This is a genomic window from Pseudomonas sp. P129, from assembly GCF_020312195.1.
GTDB lineage: Bacteria > Pseudomonadota > Gammaproteobacteria > Pseudomonadales > Pseudomonadaceae > Aquipseudomonas > Aquipseudomonas fragariae.
Genome location: NZ_JAGPYS010000002.1, coordinates 247,923 through 264,450 on the forward strand (window position 1 = coordinate 247,923; position 16,528 = coordinate 264,450).

At 62.3% G+C, this 16,528-nt stretch carries 1 protein-coding gene (running past one end of the window); it reads right to left on the minus strand.

Annotated elements, in window-relative coordinates; translation table 11 throughout:
• Positions 1 to 16,334, minus strand: the 5' end (the start) of a protein-coding gene (gene sypC, locus KBY02_RS06775) for a syringopeptin non-ribosomal peptide synthetase SypC (protein WP_225650065.1). It extends 24,292 nt beyond the left edge of the window; 16,334 of the gene's 40,626 nt are visible here — the first part of the coding sequence; the start codon lies at positions 16,332 to 16,334; the stop codon falls past the left edge of the window.
• Positions 16,335 to 16,528 lie beyond the last annotated feature (194 nt).

Genomic DNA, 16,528 nt, shown 5'->3' on the forward strand with positions numbered 1-16,528 from the left:
GCCGCGGCGAGTGCGGCCAGGGTCGGCTGGCTGAACAGCACGCGCACGTCAGCCGAGAGGTCGATCTGGCGCATGCGCTCGATCAGTTTGACGGCCAGCAAGGAATGCCCGCCCAGCTCGAAGAAATGATCGTGGCGGCCAACCTGTGGCACTTGCAGCAGAGACTGCCAGATCTGTGCGATGGCGATCTCGACGTCGCCCTCTGGCGGCGCGTATTCGCGCATTGCCAGCGCCTGAGCATCCGGTGCAGGCAACGCCTTTTGGTCGAGCTTGCCGTTGGCGGTCAGCGGGAAGCTGTCCAGGGCTACAAAAGCACTGGGCACCATGTAGTCGGCCAGGGACAGCAGCAACTGCGCACGCAAGTCAGCCGCCACGATTTCGTGGCCGGGCGCAGCGATCACATAGGCCACCAGGCGCTTGTCACCCGGTTGATCTTCGCGGACCAGCACCAGCGCTTCGCGGACCGTGTTGCAGGCGGCCAGCACGGCTTGAATTTCGCCCAGCTCGATACGGAAACCACGGATCTTCACCTGGTCGTCGTTGCGGCCCAGGTAGTCGAGACTGCCATCGGCCATCCAGCGACCCAGGTCGCCGGTTCGGTACAGGCGCGCCTGAGGCTCCTTGCTGAACGGATTCGCCAGGAAACGCTCGGCCGTCAGCGCTTCACGGTTCAAGTAGCCCCGCGCAACGCCGGCGCCGCCGACATACAGCTCGCCGACCACACCCACCGGCACCGGCTCGCGGCGTGCATCAAGTACATACAACTGCAAATCGGGAATGCGCACACCAATAGGGCTCACGCCTGAACGCTGAGCATCTGCCGCCACCAGAGGGTGATAGGTCACATGCACCGTGGTTTCGGTGATGCCATACATGTTCACCAACTGCGTACCCGCGTTGATCACCCTGGCGTACCAAGGCTTGAGCATCCCGGTGTCCAGCGCTTCGCCACCAAAAATCACCTGGCGCAAGGAGTGTCGCTGATCGCTCTCGCCCTGGGCATTGAGCAACTGGCGGAATGCACTCGGGGTCTGGTTGAGCACCGTCACTCCGGCGTTGCACAACAATGCGTAGCAGTCTTGCGGGGAGCGGCTGACCAGTTGCGGCACTATCAACAAACGCCCGCCGTGCAACAGCGCGCCCCAGATTTCCCAGACCGAGAAGTCGAAAGCGAATGAATGGAACAAGGCCCAGACATCCTGCTCGTTGAAGCCAAACCAGCTCTGGGTGGCCGAGAACAGCCGGGCCACGTTGCGGTGCTCGACCATTACGCCCTTGGGCAGGCCGGTCGAACCGGAGGTGTAGATAACGTAAGCCAGGTGGCGCGGGCTGAGCCCGGTCAGTTGTGGATTGTGACCCGGCTGTGCCTGCAACGCCGGACTGTGCAGATCTACGCGTGGGCCATCGAACGAGCCCAGCAATGCCAGCCCCGCAGCATCGGCCAGCACCGCCATCGGCGCGCTGTCCTGCAACTGATAGGCGATACGCTCGGCCGGATAGGCCGGGTCAATCGGCACGTAACCCGCACCGGCCTTGAGCACCCCGAGCAGGCCGACAATCATTTCCAGGCTGCGCTCGACACAGATCGCCACCCGGTCATCCGGCTGCACGCCAAGGCCCAGCAGGTAGTGGGCTACCTGGTTGGCGCGGGTGTTCAGCTCGGCATAGGTCAGGGTGCGCTCTTCATAGTCCAGGGCCACGGCATTCGGCTGCGCCACCACCCAGGCTTCGAAGGTACGGTGAATCAAGGCGTCGTCGGCCTGCAGCGCATGCGGGGTGTTCCAGCTTTCGAGCAGTTGCTGGCGCTCGCTAGCAGGCAGGATATTCAGTGCTCCCAGCGCTGCGTCCGGGGTCTGCTCCAGTGCTTGCACCAGATTTTCCAGCACACAGTGCATGTAGGTACACACACGCTTGGCACCGATCTGCCCTTCGGCCATGACGGTCAGGTTGAAACCTTCGCCCAGGTCATCCACGCATAAGGTCAGCGGGTAGTTGGTGCGTTCTTCGCCATGCAGCGCCTGAATACCTTCCCAGGCGGCCAGCGCCTGGTCGCTCGCGTCGAGATCACCGGTATGGCGGAAGTTGAGCAGCGAGCTGAACAATGGTGTCGAAGCAGGTACGCCACTGCAACGCTGGGCCAGTACCAGCGAGGCGTGTTCATGGGCCAGCAGCCCGCTGAGTCGTGCATGGGTGGCTTTCAGACCGCTGCGCACCCCCTGCTCGCCCAGCGTGACACGCAGTGGCAAGGTGTTGATGAACATCCCCAGCGCCCGGTCGGACCCGGCGCCGCCTTGCAGGCGACCGAGCAACACGGTGCCGAACACCACGTCCTCTTTGCCCGATACCGCACCCAGCACACGGGCCCAGGCCAGGTGATACAGGCTGGCTGAGCTGACCCCGAGTTGGCGGGCCTGCACGCGCAGGCGTCGGCTCAGGTCGACGTCGACCAACTGGCGCACTTCTTCGATACCACGTCCGTCGCCCTGCACGTCCTGCAGACCGAACGGCAGCGTCGGTTCATCGATGTCACCCAGCATGTCGCGGAAAAACGCCTCGTGCTCCTCGCGGCTAACGCCGAGCATGGCCTGGGCCACGTAGTTGCGATAAGGCACGGACGGCGGCAGCGAGGCTTGCTGACCGAGCATGTGCGCTTCGATTTCGCTGCTCAGAATGCGCAGCGAGGTGGCATCGTCGACCAGGTGATGGAACAGCAGCATGCCCAGCCAGCGGTTGTTCGCCGCGTCCTGTGCGTAGCCGATGCGCAGCATCGGCGCCTGACGGATGTCCAGGCGCGTATGACGAGGGTCCAGGCGCTTGAGCAATTGTTCGGTGATATCGCCATCGGCCGGGTCCAGCACCTGTTCATCCAGACCCAGAGTCGCTTCACGCCAGACCACTTGCACCGGGGAATCGAGGCGCTCCCAAAGCACCGCGGTGCGCAGGATATCGTGCCGGGCGATCACGCCTTGCAGGGCCTCGGCGAAGCTGTACAGACGCTCGATATTGTCAAAGGCAAACAGTGCGTATTGAAGGTATGGATCACCTTCGGCCGCAGCAAGGTGGTGATACAAAATCCCCTCCTGCAATGGCGCCAGCGCGTAGATGTCCTGCACGTTGGCCAGACCGCCGGGCACGCTGGCTACTACACGATCTATGTCGTCCTGGCTCAGTGACACCAATGGCAGCATGTCGGGGGTGATGCGCTCGCAGTTGGCGGGAATAAGGTTGCCGGGCACTTCTACTGCACTTTTGCCACCCACCGCTGCCGCCAGGGCAGACAGGGTCGGCTGGCTGAACAGTACGCGTACATCGGCAACCAGATCGATCTGGCGCATGCGCTCGATCAATTTCACGGCCAGCAGCGAGTGACCGCCCAGTTCGAAGAAATGGTCATGCCGGCCGACCTGCTCCAGCTGGAGCAGGTCTTGCCAGATCCGTGCAATGGCCATCTCGGTGTCGCCTTCGGGCGCTTCATAGCCACGACTGGCCACCGCCGAACGGTCGGGCGCTGGCAGGGCTTTGCGGTCGAGTTTGCCGTTGGCCGTCAGTGGAAAAGCTTCAAGGCTGACAAAGGCGCTCGGCAGCATGTACTCGGCCAGCGACAGGCGCAGTTGCTCGCGCAAGTGGGTGGCGTCCAGTTCGGCGCCCGCGGTACCGATGACATAGGCCACCAGACGCTTGTCGCCCGGTTCGTCCTCACGGACCAGCACCATGGCATCCTGTACACCGTCACACGCGACGAGTTGTGCTTCTATTTCGCCCAACTCGATGCGGAAGCCGCGAATCTTGACCTGTTCGTCGTTCCGGCCCAGGTACTCAAGGCTGCCATCGGCCAGCCAGCGGCCCAGGTCACCGGTGCGGTACAGGCGCGCACCCGGCGCCGTGTTGAACGGGTTATCGATGAAACGCTCGGCCGTCAGTGCTTCACGGTTCAGGTAGCCACGTGCCACACCGGCACCGCCGACGTACAACTCGCCGACCACGCCGACCGGCACCGGCTCGCCGCGGGCATCAAGAACATACAGCTGCAAGTCGGGGATGCGCCTGCCGATGGGGCTGGCGCCAAGACGCTGGGCGTCTTCGGGCTGCAACGGGTAATAGGTCACATGCACCGTGGTTTCGGTGATGCCGTACATATTTACCAGTTGTGTACCGGCGTTCGCTTGCCGGGCATACCACGGCTTGAGCATCGCCGTTTCCAGCGCTTCTCCACCGAAAATCACCTGGCGCAGCGAATGCGCCTGCTCGTTCTCGCCCTGTGCGGCAATCAGCTGGCGGAACGCACTCGGTGTCTGGTTGAGCACCGTGACCCCGGCACTGCACAGCAGGTCGTGGAAGTCTCGAGGTGAACGGCTGACCAGTTGCGGCACGATCAGCAGACGTCCGCCGTGCAGCAGCGCGCCCCAGATTTCCCAGACCGAGAAGTCGAAGGCGAACGAGTGGAACAGCGCCCACACATCCTGCTCGCCGAATCCGAACCAGTCTTGAGTGGCCGAGAACAGCCGCGCAACGTTGCGATGCTCGACCATCACGCCTTTGGGCAGACCGGTCGAGCCGGAGGTGTAGATGACGTAGGCCAGGCTCGCAGCCGTCAGCCCCGACACCTCTGGATTGCAGACGGATTCGTCCTGCAAGTCGGCATCGTCAAGGCTAATGATGGGGACTTCCGTCACTGGCAAGGCTTGCTGCACTGACTGTTGACTCAACAACGCCACCGGCGTGCTGTCGCCGAGGGTGTAGGCCAGGCGCTCAAGGGGGTAAGCCGGATCAAGCGGCACATAACCGGCGCCGGATTTGAGGATACCCAGCAAGCCGATAATCATCGCCGGGCCACGCTCGACGCAGATCGCCACGCGATCATCCGGGCGCACACCCAATGCCAGCAAGCGATGAGCGACCTGGTTGGCACGTGCGTTGAGCTGGCCGTAGCTCAGGGTCTGCGCTTCGAACATCAGCGCTACGGCGTCGGGCCGTTCTGCGGCACGGGCTTCGAATTGCTGGTGGATGGGTGTGCCATTCGCGTAGTGCTGGCCAGGCTCGTTCCACTGCTTGAGCAACTGCGCACGTTCGTTGAGCGGCAGTATCGAAATGGCGTGCAGTGGAGTTTGCGGCGCCTGTTCCAGCGCATCGACCAGCCCTTCTGCTGCCAACTGCAGATAGTCGCAAAGACGCTGCGCGCCTATGCTCGCCGCCACCAGCGCAGTGAACAGGAAGCCTTCGCCCATATCGTCGACATTGACGGTCAATGGGTAGTTGGTGCGTTCTTCATCGTCCAGCGCCAGCGATTGCATGCCATTCCAGGCGGTGAGCGCTTCATCGGTCACGGCAACACTGCTGTGACGATAGTTGAGCAAGGCGCTGAACAACGGCGCCGGTGCAACTACGCCGCTGCAACGCTGGGCCAGCGCCAGCGACGCGTGCTCATGCCCGAGTAGCCCGGTCAACCGCCGATGCGTGGCCTTGACCCCGTCACGCACGGCCTGTTCGCCCAGGTCCACCCGCAGCGGCAAGGTGTTAATGAACATGCCAAGGGCTCGTTCGGCGCCCTCGCCGCTCTGCATCCGGCCCATCAATACGGTGCCGAACACTACGTGTTCACGTCCGCTGAGGCGACCCAGCATTTGCGCGAACGCCAGATGGATCAGGCTCGCCGCGCTGACCCCAAGCTGCCGCGCCTGAACTCTCAGGCGCTGGCTCAAACCGCTGTCCAGCATCAGACGGGCCTGATCGATAGCGTTACCGTCGCCTTGTACATCGTGCAGGTCGAACGGCAGCGTCGGCTCGTCGATGTCGCCAAGCATGTCCTTGAAGAACAGCTCGTGGTCGCGTTCGTTAAGGCCCAGTCGGGCCTGAGCGACATAGTTGCGGTAAGGAATGGAGTCGCCAAGCTGATCGGCCTGACCGAGCAGGCAGACCTGCATCTCATAGCGCACCTGATCCAGCGCGGTGTGGTCAAGGATCATGTGGTGAAACATCAAGGTCGCCAGCCAGCGCTGGTTGACGGTGTCCAACGCACACACCAGACGCATCAAGGGGGCCTGACGGATGTCCAGGCGTATCTGGCGTGGGTCCAGACGCTCTTGCAACTGACGGGATATATCACCAAGGCCAGGGTTGAGCTGAACTTCTTCTACGCTGATCTCGACATGGCGCCAGACCACCTGCAACGGCTCGTCGAGGCTTTCCCAGTGCATGGAGGTGCGCAGGATGTCATGGCGGTTGATGACCGTTTGCAGCGTTTGAGCAAAGGTATCCAGGTGAGTGCGGCTGTCAAAGGCGAACTGCGCCTGCAATACATAGGGGTCGCCCTGCTCGGCGCTGATGTGGTGATAGAGAATGCCCGCCTGCAAGGGGGCCAGCGGGTAGATGTCCTGTACGTTCGCCGCGCCGCCAGGCACGCCAGCGACCATTTGATCGATCTGCACCTGGGTCAGGTTGATCAGCGGCAGCATGTCCGGGGTGATTTTCTGGCAGTCGGCTGGAATGCGGTTAGCCGGGATCACCAGCTCGTCGACCGCGCCTGCCGCCGCAGCCAGTGCCGCGAGGGTCGGCTGGCTGAACAATGTACGCACGTTGGCACTCAGGCCGGCCTGGCGCATACGTTCAATCAGGCTCACCGCCAGCAGCGAATGGCCGCCCAGTTCAAAGAAATGATCGTGGCGACCGACACGCTCGATGTTGAGCAAGTCGCTCCAGATCTTCGCCAGAGTGATTTCGGCTGTGCCTTGTGGCGCCTCGTAGCCGCCACGGATCAGTGCATCGCCGTCCGGTGCGGGAAGGGCCTTGCGGTCGAGTTTGCCGTTCGGGGTCAGCGGCATTGCATCGAGCAGCACATAGGCCGCCGGGATCATGTGGGCCGGCAGTTGTTCCTGCAGCCAGCCGCGCAGGCTGTCGCTGTCCACCGAAGCATGCCCTGCGCTCAGGGTGTAATAAGCCACCAGACGCTTGTCGCCGGGAATGTCTTCACGGGCAGTGACCACCGCTTCGTGGACCGCCGGGTGCTTGGCCAGACGTGCATCGATCTCGCCCAGTTCGATGCGGAAGCCACGGATTTTCACCTGATCGTCGTTACGACCCAGGTATTCGATATTTCCGTCTGGCAAATAACGGCCAAGGTCGCCGGTGCGGTACATACGTGCTGCTGGCTGCTGACTGAACGGATCCGTAAGGAAGCGTTCGGCAGTGAGTTCGTCACGGTTCAGATAACCGCGCGCCACACCGGCACCGCCAATGTAGATTTCACCCGCGACGCCCAGCGGAACAGGCTGTTGCTGTTCATCCAGCAGGTAGAACTGCGTATTGCCGACCGGTTTGCCGATGTGCGCAGCGAAGCCGTCTTCGCGATCCATCGCGACCCAGCTTGAATAGGTGGTGGTTTCCGAAGGCCCGTAGAGGTTGCACAGGCGCCGGACGCCGGTTTTCTCGAACAGCGATTCCACCAGGCTGCGTTTCAGCGCTTCACCCGCCACGTTCACGGTATGGACCGACGTCGGCAAGCCATCGACTTCTAGCAAGGCCTTGAGCGCTGACGGTACGGTGTTGATCAGGCCGATATCGTGCTCGCCGTTTTGCAGTTCCAGCACGTTCTTGACGACTTCGATACTGCCGCCCGAGGTCAGCGGCGCAAAACACTCGTAGACCGCCAAGTCGAAGTTCAATGAGGTGGAGAACAGCGTTTTTTCCAGTGCCGAAGTGGCGGTCCCGGCGTCGAAAGCGCTATGCGCCCAGGTCAGGAAGTTCACGGTGTTGCGGTGTTCGATCATCACGCCTTTCGGCAGCCCGGTCGAACCCGAGGTGTAGATCAGGTACGCCAGATGCGCAGAAGTCAGCCCCGGCACCTGCGGATTCTGGACGGATTGGTCCTGCCAGTTGCCCAAATCAAGGTTGATGACTGGCACCGAAACGTCGGCCAGCAGCGCCTCGGTTGCCGACTGCGCCAGCACGGCTGCCGGCGCACTGTCCTGCAGCATGTAGGCAATACGTTCCGCTGGATAAGCCGGATCCAGCGGCACGTAACCACCGCCCGCCTTGAGGATCGCCAGCAAACCGACGACCATCTCGGCACTGCGTTCAACACAGATACCGACGCGGGAATCCGGCTGCACGCCCTGCTTGCGCAAGGCATGGGCCAGGCGGTTGGCCTGCTCGTTGAGTTCGCGATACGTCAGGCGCTGTTCGCCGTGAACCACTGCGAGCGCCTGCGGGGTGCGCTCGACCTGTGCTTCGAACAAGCCATGAATGGTCTGCTGCTGCGGGTAAGCCATTGCTGTGTCGTTGAACGCCACCAGCAATTGCGCACGTTCGCCAGCAGGCAGGATCGACAGGCTATCGAGGGCCGCAGACGGTGACTGCTCAAGCGCATCCACCAGATGTTCCAGCACGGTCTGCATGTAAGCGCAGACCCGTTTGGCACCCACGGCGCCGGTGACCAGTACGTTCAGGTTGAAGCCTTCACCGGAGTCATCGACGTTCAAGGTCAATGGATAGTTGGTGCGTTCTTCGCTGTTCAGCGTATGAATACCCTGCCAGGCCTGGGTTGCCCGCTCGGATACGCTGCCAGGCGCACTATGGCGATAGTTGAGCAGCGAACTGAACAGTGGCGTTGGTGCGGGAATGCCGCTGCAACGCTGAGCCAGCGCCAGTGAAGCATGCTCATGACCCAGCAAGGCAGTCAGACGTTCATGAGTGGCCTTGACCCCGTCCCGCACGCTTTTCCCGCCCACCGAAACCCGCAGCGGCAAGGTGTTGATGAACATCCCCAATGCACGCTCGGCGCCTTCCCCGGCCTGCATCCGGCCCATTAGCACGGTGCCGAACACCACGTCCTGCCTGTTTGCAACCGAGCTCAACACCTGAGCCCAGGCCAGGTGCAGCAGACTGGCGGTGCTCACCCCCTGTTGTCGGGCCTGAGCGCGCAGTTTCAGGTTCAACCGAGGGGCCAGCGCAAGGTTGGCTTCCTCGATATCAAGGCCATCGCCCTGCACATTGATCAGACCGAACGGCAGCGTCGGCTCGTCTACATCACCGAGCATGTCGCGGAAAAACGCTTCGTGATCGGCCTGGCTGACGCCCAGGCGTGCCTGGGCCACATAATTGCGGTATGGCACCGGTGTCGCCAGGTTTTGAGCTTCGCCCAGCAACCAGGCCTGCATTTCATGCTGTACCACGGCCATCGCCATGTTATCGAGGACCATGTGATGGAACAGCAGCATCGCGCAGATCCGCTGATTCAGCGGGTCTTCGGCATAGGCCAGGTGCATCAGCGGTGCCTGAGTGACATCAAGGCGGTGGTGACGCGGGTCGAAGCGGTCGTGCAGTTGCGCGCTGACATCACCGGCTGCCGGGTCGAGTTGCAACATCTCAAGAGGCAATTGTGCGTGGCGCCAGACCACCTGCACGGGTGAGTCCAGACCTTTCCAGACGACACCGGTGCGCAGAATGTCGTGACGATCGATAACCGTCTGCAAAGCCTGGACGAAGGCGTCCAGGCACGCGCGGTCATCAAAGGCGAAATGTGCCTGCAGCACATAGGGATCGCCCTGCTCGGCGGCGATGTGGTGATAGAGAATGCCTTCCTGCAACGGTACCAGCGGGTAGATGTCCTGCACATTCGCCACGCCGCCCGGCACTGTGGCGACCACCTGATCAATCTGCGTTTGGGTCAGGCTGGCCAGTGGCAGCAGATCAGGCGTAATGCGTTGGCAATCCTCGGTGATCAGATTGGCCGGCACCACGATGTCCGTGCTACCGCCAACTGCAGCAGCCAGTGCGGCCAGGGTTGGCTGGCTGAACAGCACGCGCACATCGGCGCTCAGGCCCAATTGGCGCATACGCCCGATCAGGCTCACCGCCAGCAGCGAGTGACCGCCCAGTTCGAAGAAGTTGTCGTGACGACCGATCCGGGCCACGCCCAGCAAGTCTTGCCAGATGGCAGCAAGCTGCGTTTCGGTCTCACCTTGTGGCGCTTCATAGCCACGACTGCTCAGTGCCTCAACGTCCGGCGCCGGCAGGGCCTTGCGGTCGAGCTTGCCATTCGGTGTCAGAGGCATGGCCTCCAGCAGCACGTAAATGGCCGGAACCATGTACTCAGGCAGCTTTTCCTGCAAATGGCTGCGCAGGTTGTCGATGTCCACCGGGGTGTGCCCGGACACCAGGGTGTAATAAGCCACCAGACGCTTGTCGCCGGGAATGTCTTCGCGGGCAGTGACTACGGCTTCGTGGACCGCCGGGTGTTTGGCCAGGCGCGCATCAATCTCGCCCAGTTCGATACGGAAGCCGCGGATTTTCACCTGATCGTCGTTACGGCCGAGGTATTCGATATTGCCGTCTGGCAGGTAGCGGCCCAGGTCGCCGGTGCGGTACATGCGTGCCGCCGGCTGCTGGCTGAACGGGTCCAGCAGGAAGCGTTCGGCGGTCAGGTCGTCACGGTTCAGGTAGCCACGGGCCACACCGGCACCGCCAATGTAGATTTCACCCGCAACACCCAGTGGCACGGGCTGTTGCTGCTCATCCAGCAAGTAGAACCGGGTGTTGCCGACCGGTTTGCCGATGTGCGCAGCAAAACCGTCTTCGCGATCCATCGCCACCCAGCTCGAGTAGGTGGTGGTTTCCGAAGGACCGTAGAGGTTGCACAGGCGCTGCACGCCGGTCCTTTCGAATAGATCTTCCACCAGGCTGCGCTTGAGCGCTTCACCGGCCACGTTCACGGTGTGCACCGATTCCGGCAGGCCGTTGACTTCCAGCAGCGCTTTCAGCGCCGAAGGCACGGTGTTGATCAGGCCGATATCGTGTTCGCCGTGTTGCAGTTCCAGCACGTTCTTGACGACTTCGATGCTGCCGCCCGAGGTCAGCGGCGCGAAGCACTCATAGACCGCCAGGTCGAAATTCAATGAGGTGGAGAACAGCGTTTTTTCCAGTGCAGAGGCGTCGAAAGCACTGTGCGCCCAGGTCAGGAAGTTAACGGTGTTGCGGTGTTCGATCATCACGCCTTTCGGCAGACCGGTCGAACCTGAGGTGTAGATCAGGTACGCCAGATGCGCCGAAGTCAGCCCTGGCACCTGCGGATTCTGGACGGATTGGTCCTGCCAATCGCTCAGATCAAGATTGATGACAGGTACCGAAACGTCGGCCAGCAGGCCTTGAGTAGCGGTTTGAGCCAGTACTGCGGCCGGAGCGCTGTCCTGCAACATGTAGGCAATACGTTCCGCTGGATAAGCCGGGTCGAGCGGCACGTAACCGCCGCCCGCCTTGAGGATCGCCAGCAAGCCGACGACCATATCCGCACCGCGCTCAACGCAGATGCCGACGCGGGAATCCGGCTGCACGCCCTGCTTAATCAACGCATGCGCCAGGCGGTTGGCCTGCTCGTTAAGCTCGCGATACGTCAGGCGCTGTTCGCCGTGGACCACTGCCAACGCTTGCGGAGTACGCTCGACCTGCGCTTCGAACATACCGTGAATGGTCTGCTGCTGCGGGTAATCCAGCGCGGTGTCGTTGAAACCCACCAGCAACTGCTCACGTTCGACAGCCGGCAGGATCGACAAGCCTTGTAACGACGCTTGTGGCATTAGCTCAAGCGCGTCCACCAGATGCTCCAGAGCCGTGTGCATGTAGCCACACACGCGCTGCGCACCGATCGCGTTCGTCGCCAGCGCAGCCAGTTTGAAGCCGTCACCCAAATCATCGACGTTCAACGTCAATGGATAGTTGGTGCGCTCTTCACTGCTCAGGGCATGAATACCCTGCCAGGCCTGTACGGCACGTTCGGACACGCTGCCAACCGCACTGTGGCGGTAGTTGAGCAGTGCGCTGAACAGTGGCGTCGGTGCGGCAACCCCGCTGCAACGCTGAGCCAGCGCCAGCGATGCATGTTCGTGAGCGAGCAACGCAGTGAGTTGCGCGTGTGTCGCCTTGACCCCGGCGCGTACACCCTGCCCGCCCACGGCGACCCGCAGCGGCAAGGTGTTGATGAACATCCCCAGTGCTCGGTCGGCGCCTTCGCCGGCCTGCATACGGCCCAGCAGTACGGTGCCGAACACCACATCGCGACGATCGGAAACCTTGCCCAGCACCTGGGCCCAGGCCAGGTGCACCAGACTGGCGGCACTCACCCCTTGTTGTCGGGCCTGAGCACGCAGGCGCAGGTTCAGCTGGCTATCCACGGCAAGGACGGCTTCTTCTATACCACGCCCGTCGCCCTGCACATCCTGCAGGCCGAACGGCAGCGTCGGCTCGTCGATATCACCCAGCATGTCGCGGAAAAACACTTCATGATCAGCCTGGCTGACACCCAGCCGCGCCTGAGCCACGTAGTTGCGGTATGGCACTGGCGCCGACAGGGTTTCGCTCTCGTCGAGCAGCCAGGCTTGCATTTCATGCTGCACCACCTCCATAGCCATATGATCCAGGGCCATATGATGGAACAGCAGCATCGCGGTGATTCGCTGATTGAGCGGATCCTCGGCGTAGACCAGGCGCATCAGTGGCGCCTGAGTCATATCGAGGCAGTAGTGACGCGGGTCGAAGCGGCTATGCAGTTGCGCGCCGATCTCACCGTCTGCCGGGTCAAGCTCAAGCCCTTCAAGGTGCAACTGCGCTTCGCGCCAGACCACTTGCACAGGTGAGTCCAGACCATCCCAGACCACCCCGGTACGCAGAATGTCATGACGGTCGATAACCATCTGCAAAGCCTGAACGAAGGCGTCCAGGCGCTCGCGGTTATCAAAGGCGAACTGGCTCTGCAACACATAGGGGTCGCCGACCTCGGCTGCCATGTGGTGATAAAGAATGCCTTCCTGCAACGGCGCCAGCGCGTAGATATCCTGAACATTCGCCACGCCGCCGGGCACGCTGGCCACCACCTGGTCGATCTGCACCTGGGTCAGACTTGCCAGCGGCAACAGCTCTGGAGTGATGCGCTCGCAGCCTTGGCCAATCAGGTTGGCCGGTACATTGATTTCACGGCCTGCGCCGACGGCGGCGGCCAGTGCGGCCAACGTGGGCTGGCTGAACAGCACGCGTACATCGGCGCTCAGCCCCGCCAGGCGCATGCGCTCTATCAGGCTGACGGCCAGCAGCGAGTGCCCGCCCAGCTCAAAGAAGTGATCGTGACGACCGACGCGCTCAACGTTGAGCAATTCGGACCACAAGCGCGCCAGGGTGATTTCCACTTCACCCTCGGGTGCCTCGAATTCGCGGCTGGCGTAGGCGTCGGCGTCCGGTACCGGCAAGGCCCGGCGATCAAGCTTGCCGTTGGCGGTCAGCGGGAAAGAGTCCAGCACCATAAAGGCGCTTGGCACCATGTATTCGGCCAGAGACGCCGCCAGTTCGCGGCGCAGTTCGACCGCTGACAAGGCGCTGTTTTCTTCGCCGACCACGTACGCCACCAGGCGTTTGTGTGCAGATTCGTCCTGGCGGGCCAGCACCACGGCTTCTCTGACGCCGGGGCACTCGACCAGACGCGCTTCGATTTCACCCAGTTCGATACGGAAACCACGGATTTTCACCTGGTCGTCGTTACGGCCCAGATACTCGACAATCCCGTCTGCGTTCCAGCGGCCAAGGTCGCCAGTGCGGTACAGCAGGGCTCCAGCGTCGTCGCTGAAAGGGTTGGCGACAAACTGGGTGGCGTTCATCTCCGGGCGGTTCAAGTAACCCTTGGCCACGCCCTGTCCGCCGATATACAGCTCCCCCGCCACTCCGACCGCTACCGGTTGGCGCAAGGTATCGAGCACATAGACCTGACTGTTGCCAATCGGCCGGCCGATGGGTATACAGCCGCTGCCGACCGAGGTGATCTCATGGGTCGTGGAAAAGGTCGTCGCTTCGGTCGGGCCGTAGCCGTTGAGCAGGTGTTGCGGTGCGCCTTCTGCCAGCACCCGGGCGATTACTGCCGGGTCCAGCACGTCCCCCCCGACGATCAGGTAGCGCAACCTGGCTAAGGCCTCCATCAGGCCGCTGGCATATTGATGAAACAGGCCCGCGGTCATCCACAGCACGCTGACCGACTGAGACAGCAGCAGCGCGCGGAACTCGTCAAGTGACAGCAGCACCGACTGCTCGACCACCACCACGCAGCCGCCATTGAGCAGCGGCGCCCAGACATCCAGGGTGCTGGCGTCGAATGCCGGGTTGGAGGCGAACGCTACACGATCCCCGGCATTGAAATCGGCATAACCGTTATTGAGCACCAGACGGCTGACAGCACGGTGCGGCACCAACACGCCTTTGGGCATGCCAGTGGAACCGGAGGTGTACATGATGTAGGCCACCGACTCGGCGGACGCCGAATGTACCGGGTTGGGTGCATCGCTTTGCAGTTCCAGCAGGTCAAGGTCAATCCGCTGAATGCCGTCGGGCAGGTCATGGCGAGACAGCGTCAGCACCTGCCGCGCACCGCAGTCTTGCAGCATGAACGCTTGACGTTCGGCGGGGGCGTTGATGTCCAGCGGCACATACGCCGCCCCGCATTTGATAATCGCCAACTGACCGGCCAGCAGATCAAGGGAGCGCTCCAGCAGCAATGCCACCCGCTCGCCCGGTTGCACACCGAGGTCGACCAGGTGACGGGCCAGCGCGTTGGCGCGACCGTTCAGTTCCCGGTACGTCAGGCACTGGTCATTCTGCACAGCAGCCAGTGCATCAGGCTGCGTCGCCACTTGTTGTTCGAAAAGTTCCTGCAGGCTGCTGTTGCGTGGGTATTCGCGTGCCGTGTCATTGAAGTCGTGCAGCACTTGCTGGCGTTCGGCTGCAGAGAGGACTTGCAGACGCTGCAACGGGGTTTGCGGCTGCTGCTCCAGCGCCTCTACCAGCGCGCCGAGTGCCGTCAACATGTACTCGCCGATACGCTGTGCACCGATCTGCGCCAAGGCTTGAACCGTCAGGCTGAAGCCCTGGCCCAGGTCATCCACCGACAGCGTGATCGGGTAAGTGCTCTGCTCCTCGCTGCCCAGACTCTGCAAGCCGTTCCAGGCCTGGAGCGCTTCGGCTGAAGCCACCGCTTCGCTGGCACTGTGACGGTAATTGAGCAGCGAATTGAACAACGGCGCCGGTGCGGCAACGCCGCTGCAACGCTGGGCCTGGGCCAGCGACGCATGTTCATGACCGAGCAAGGCCGTCAGCCGTGCATGGGTGGTTCTGACCCCTTCACGCACCGCATGCCCTTCGAGCCTGACCCGCAACGGCAAGGTGTTGATGAACATGCCCAACGCCCGGTCAGCGCCGTCGCCGCCCTGCATCCGGCCCATCAGCACCGTGCCGAAAACCACATCCGATTTACCCGACAGTGCACCCACCACCCGCGCCCAGGCGAGGTGATGCAGACTCGCGGCGCTGACCCCAAGCTGTCGGGCCTGTGTCCGCAGGCGCGCGCTCAATGCGTCATCGACGGGCAGGTGCACATCTTCGATCAGTGAGTCGCCGCCCGGCGTTTCGAGCACGCCGAACGGCAGCGTCGGCTCATCGATGTCGGCCAGCATCTCGCGGAAAAAACCTTCATGAGCATCAGCCCCGACACCCAGTCGGACCTGTGCCACGTAGTTACGATAAGGCACTGCTTCGGGCAAGGCATGGCCTTCGCCGAGCAGAAACGCCTGCATCTCGTGCTTCACCAGGTCCAGCGCAGCGTGGTCAATGGCGATGTGGTGGAACAGCAGGATAGCGACCCAGCGCGCGTTGGCCGGATCTTCAGCGCACACCATGCGCATCAACGGGGCCTGGCGCAGATCGAGACGGAAATGCCGGGGATCATAGCGTTCGTGCAACTGGGTTTCGATGTCGCCGCCAGCCGCGTCCAGCGTCAGCTCATCCACGGCCAGCGTTGCTTCGCGCAATACCACTTGCACCGGTTCTTCGAGGCCTTCCCAGACCATCGCCGTGCGCAGGATGTCATGGCGTTCGATCACCGCCTGCAGTGCCTGGGCGAAGTCGTCGAGACGTTCGCGGCTTTCGGCCCCGAACAACGCTCGCAACACATAGGGGTCGCCCTGCCCGGCCGTCAGGTGATGATAGAGAATGCCTTCCTGCAGGGGCGCCAGCGGGTAGATGTCCTGCACATTGCCAGCCCCACCCGGTATCGCGTCGACGATTCTGTCAATCGCTTCCTGGCTCAGATTGGCCAGCGGCAGCATGTCGGCAGTAATGCGAAAGGCCGGGCTGAGCCAGTCACCGCCCATTCGAGCCACCAGCGTAAGCAGCTCCGCCTTGTGCACGCTCAGGCTTTCAAGAGTGGCACTGTCCAGCCCCTCGTCGTCACCGAGAATCACCAGATCGTCTTCTTCCTGTTGAAGACGGATAGCGTGCGTGGAAAGAACTGCCATCAATTCGCTGAAGTGCATCGAGTAACCTGCTGTTTATCATTTCGGAGAGGGTCGACGACTCTGGAGCACGGAGTCGCAAACAGTGTTCGCACGATAAAAACGGAGGGGCTTCGAAACTCGAAGACAGAGCGGGGTCCGGGCGCAGGTATGATGGGAGCCGCAGCAACAAAGGGCTGCGGTCCTTCGATACACACACGAAACTTCCCGTTCGC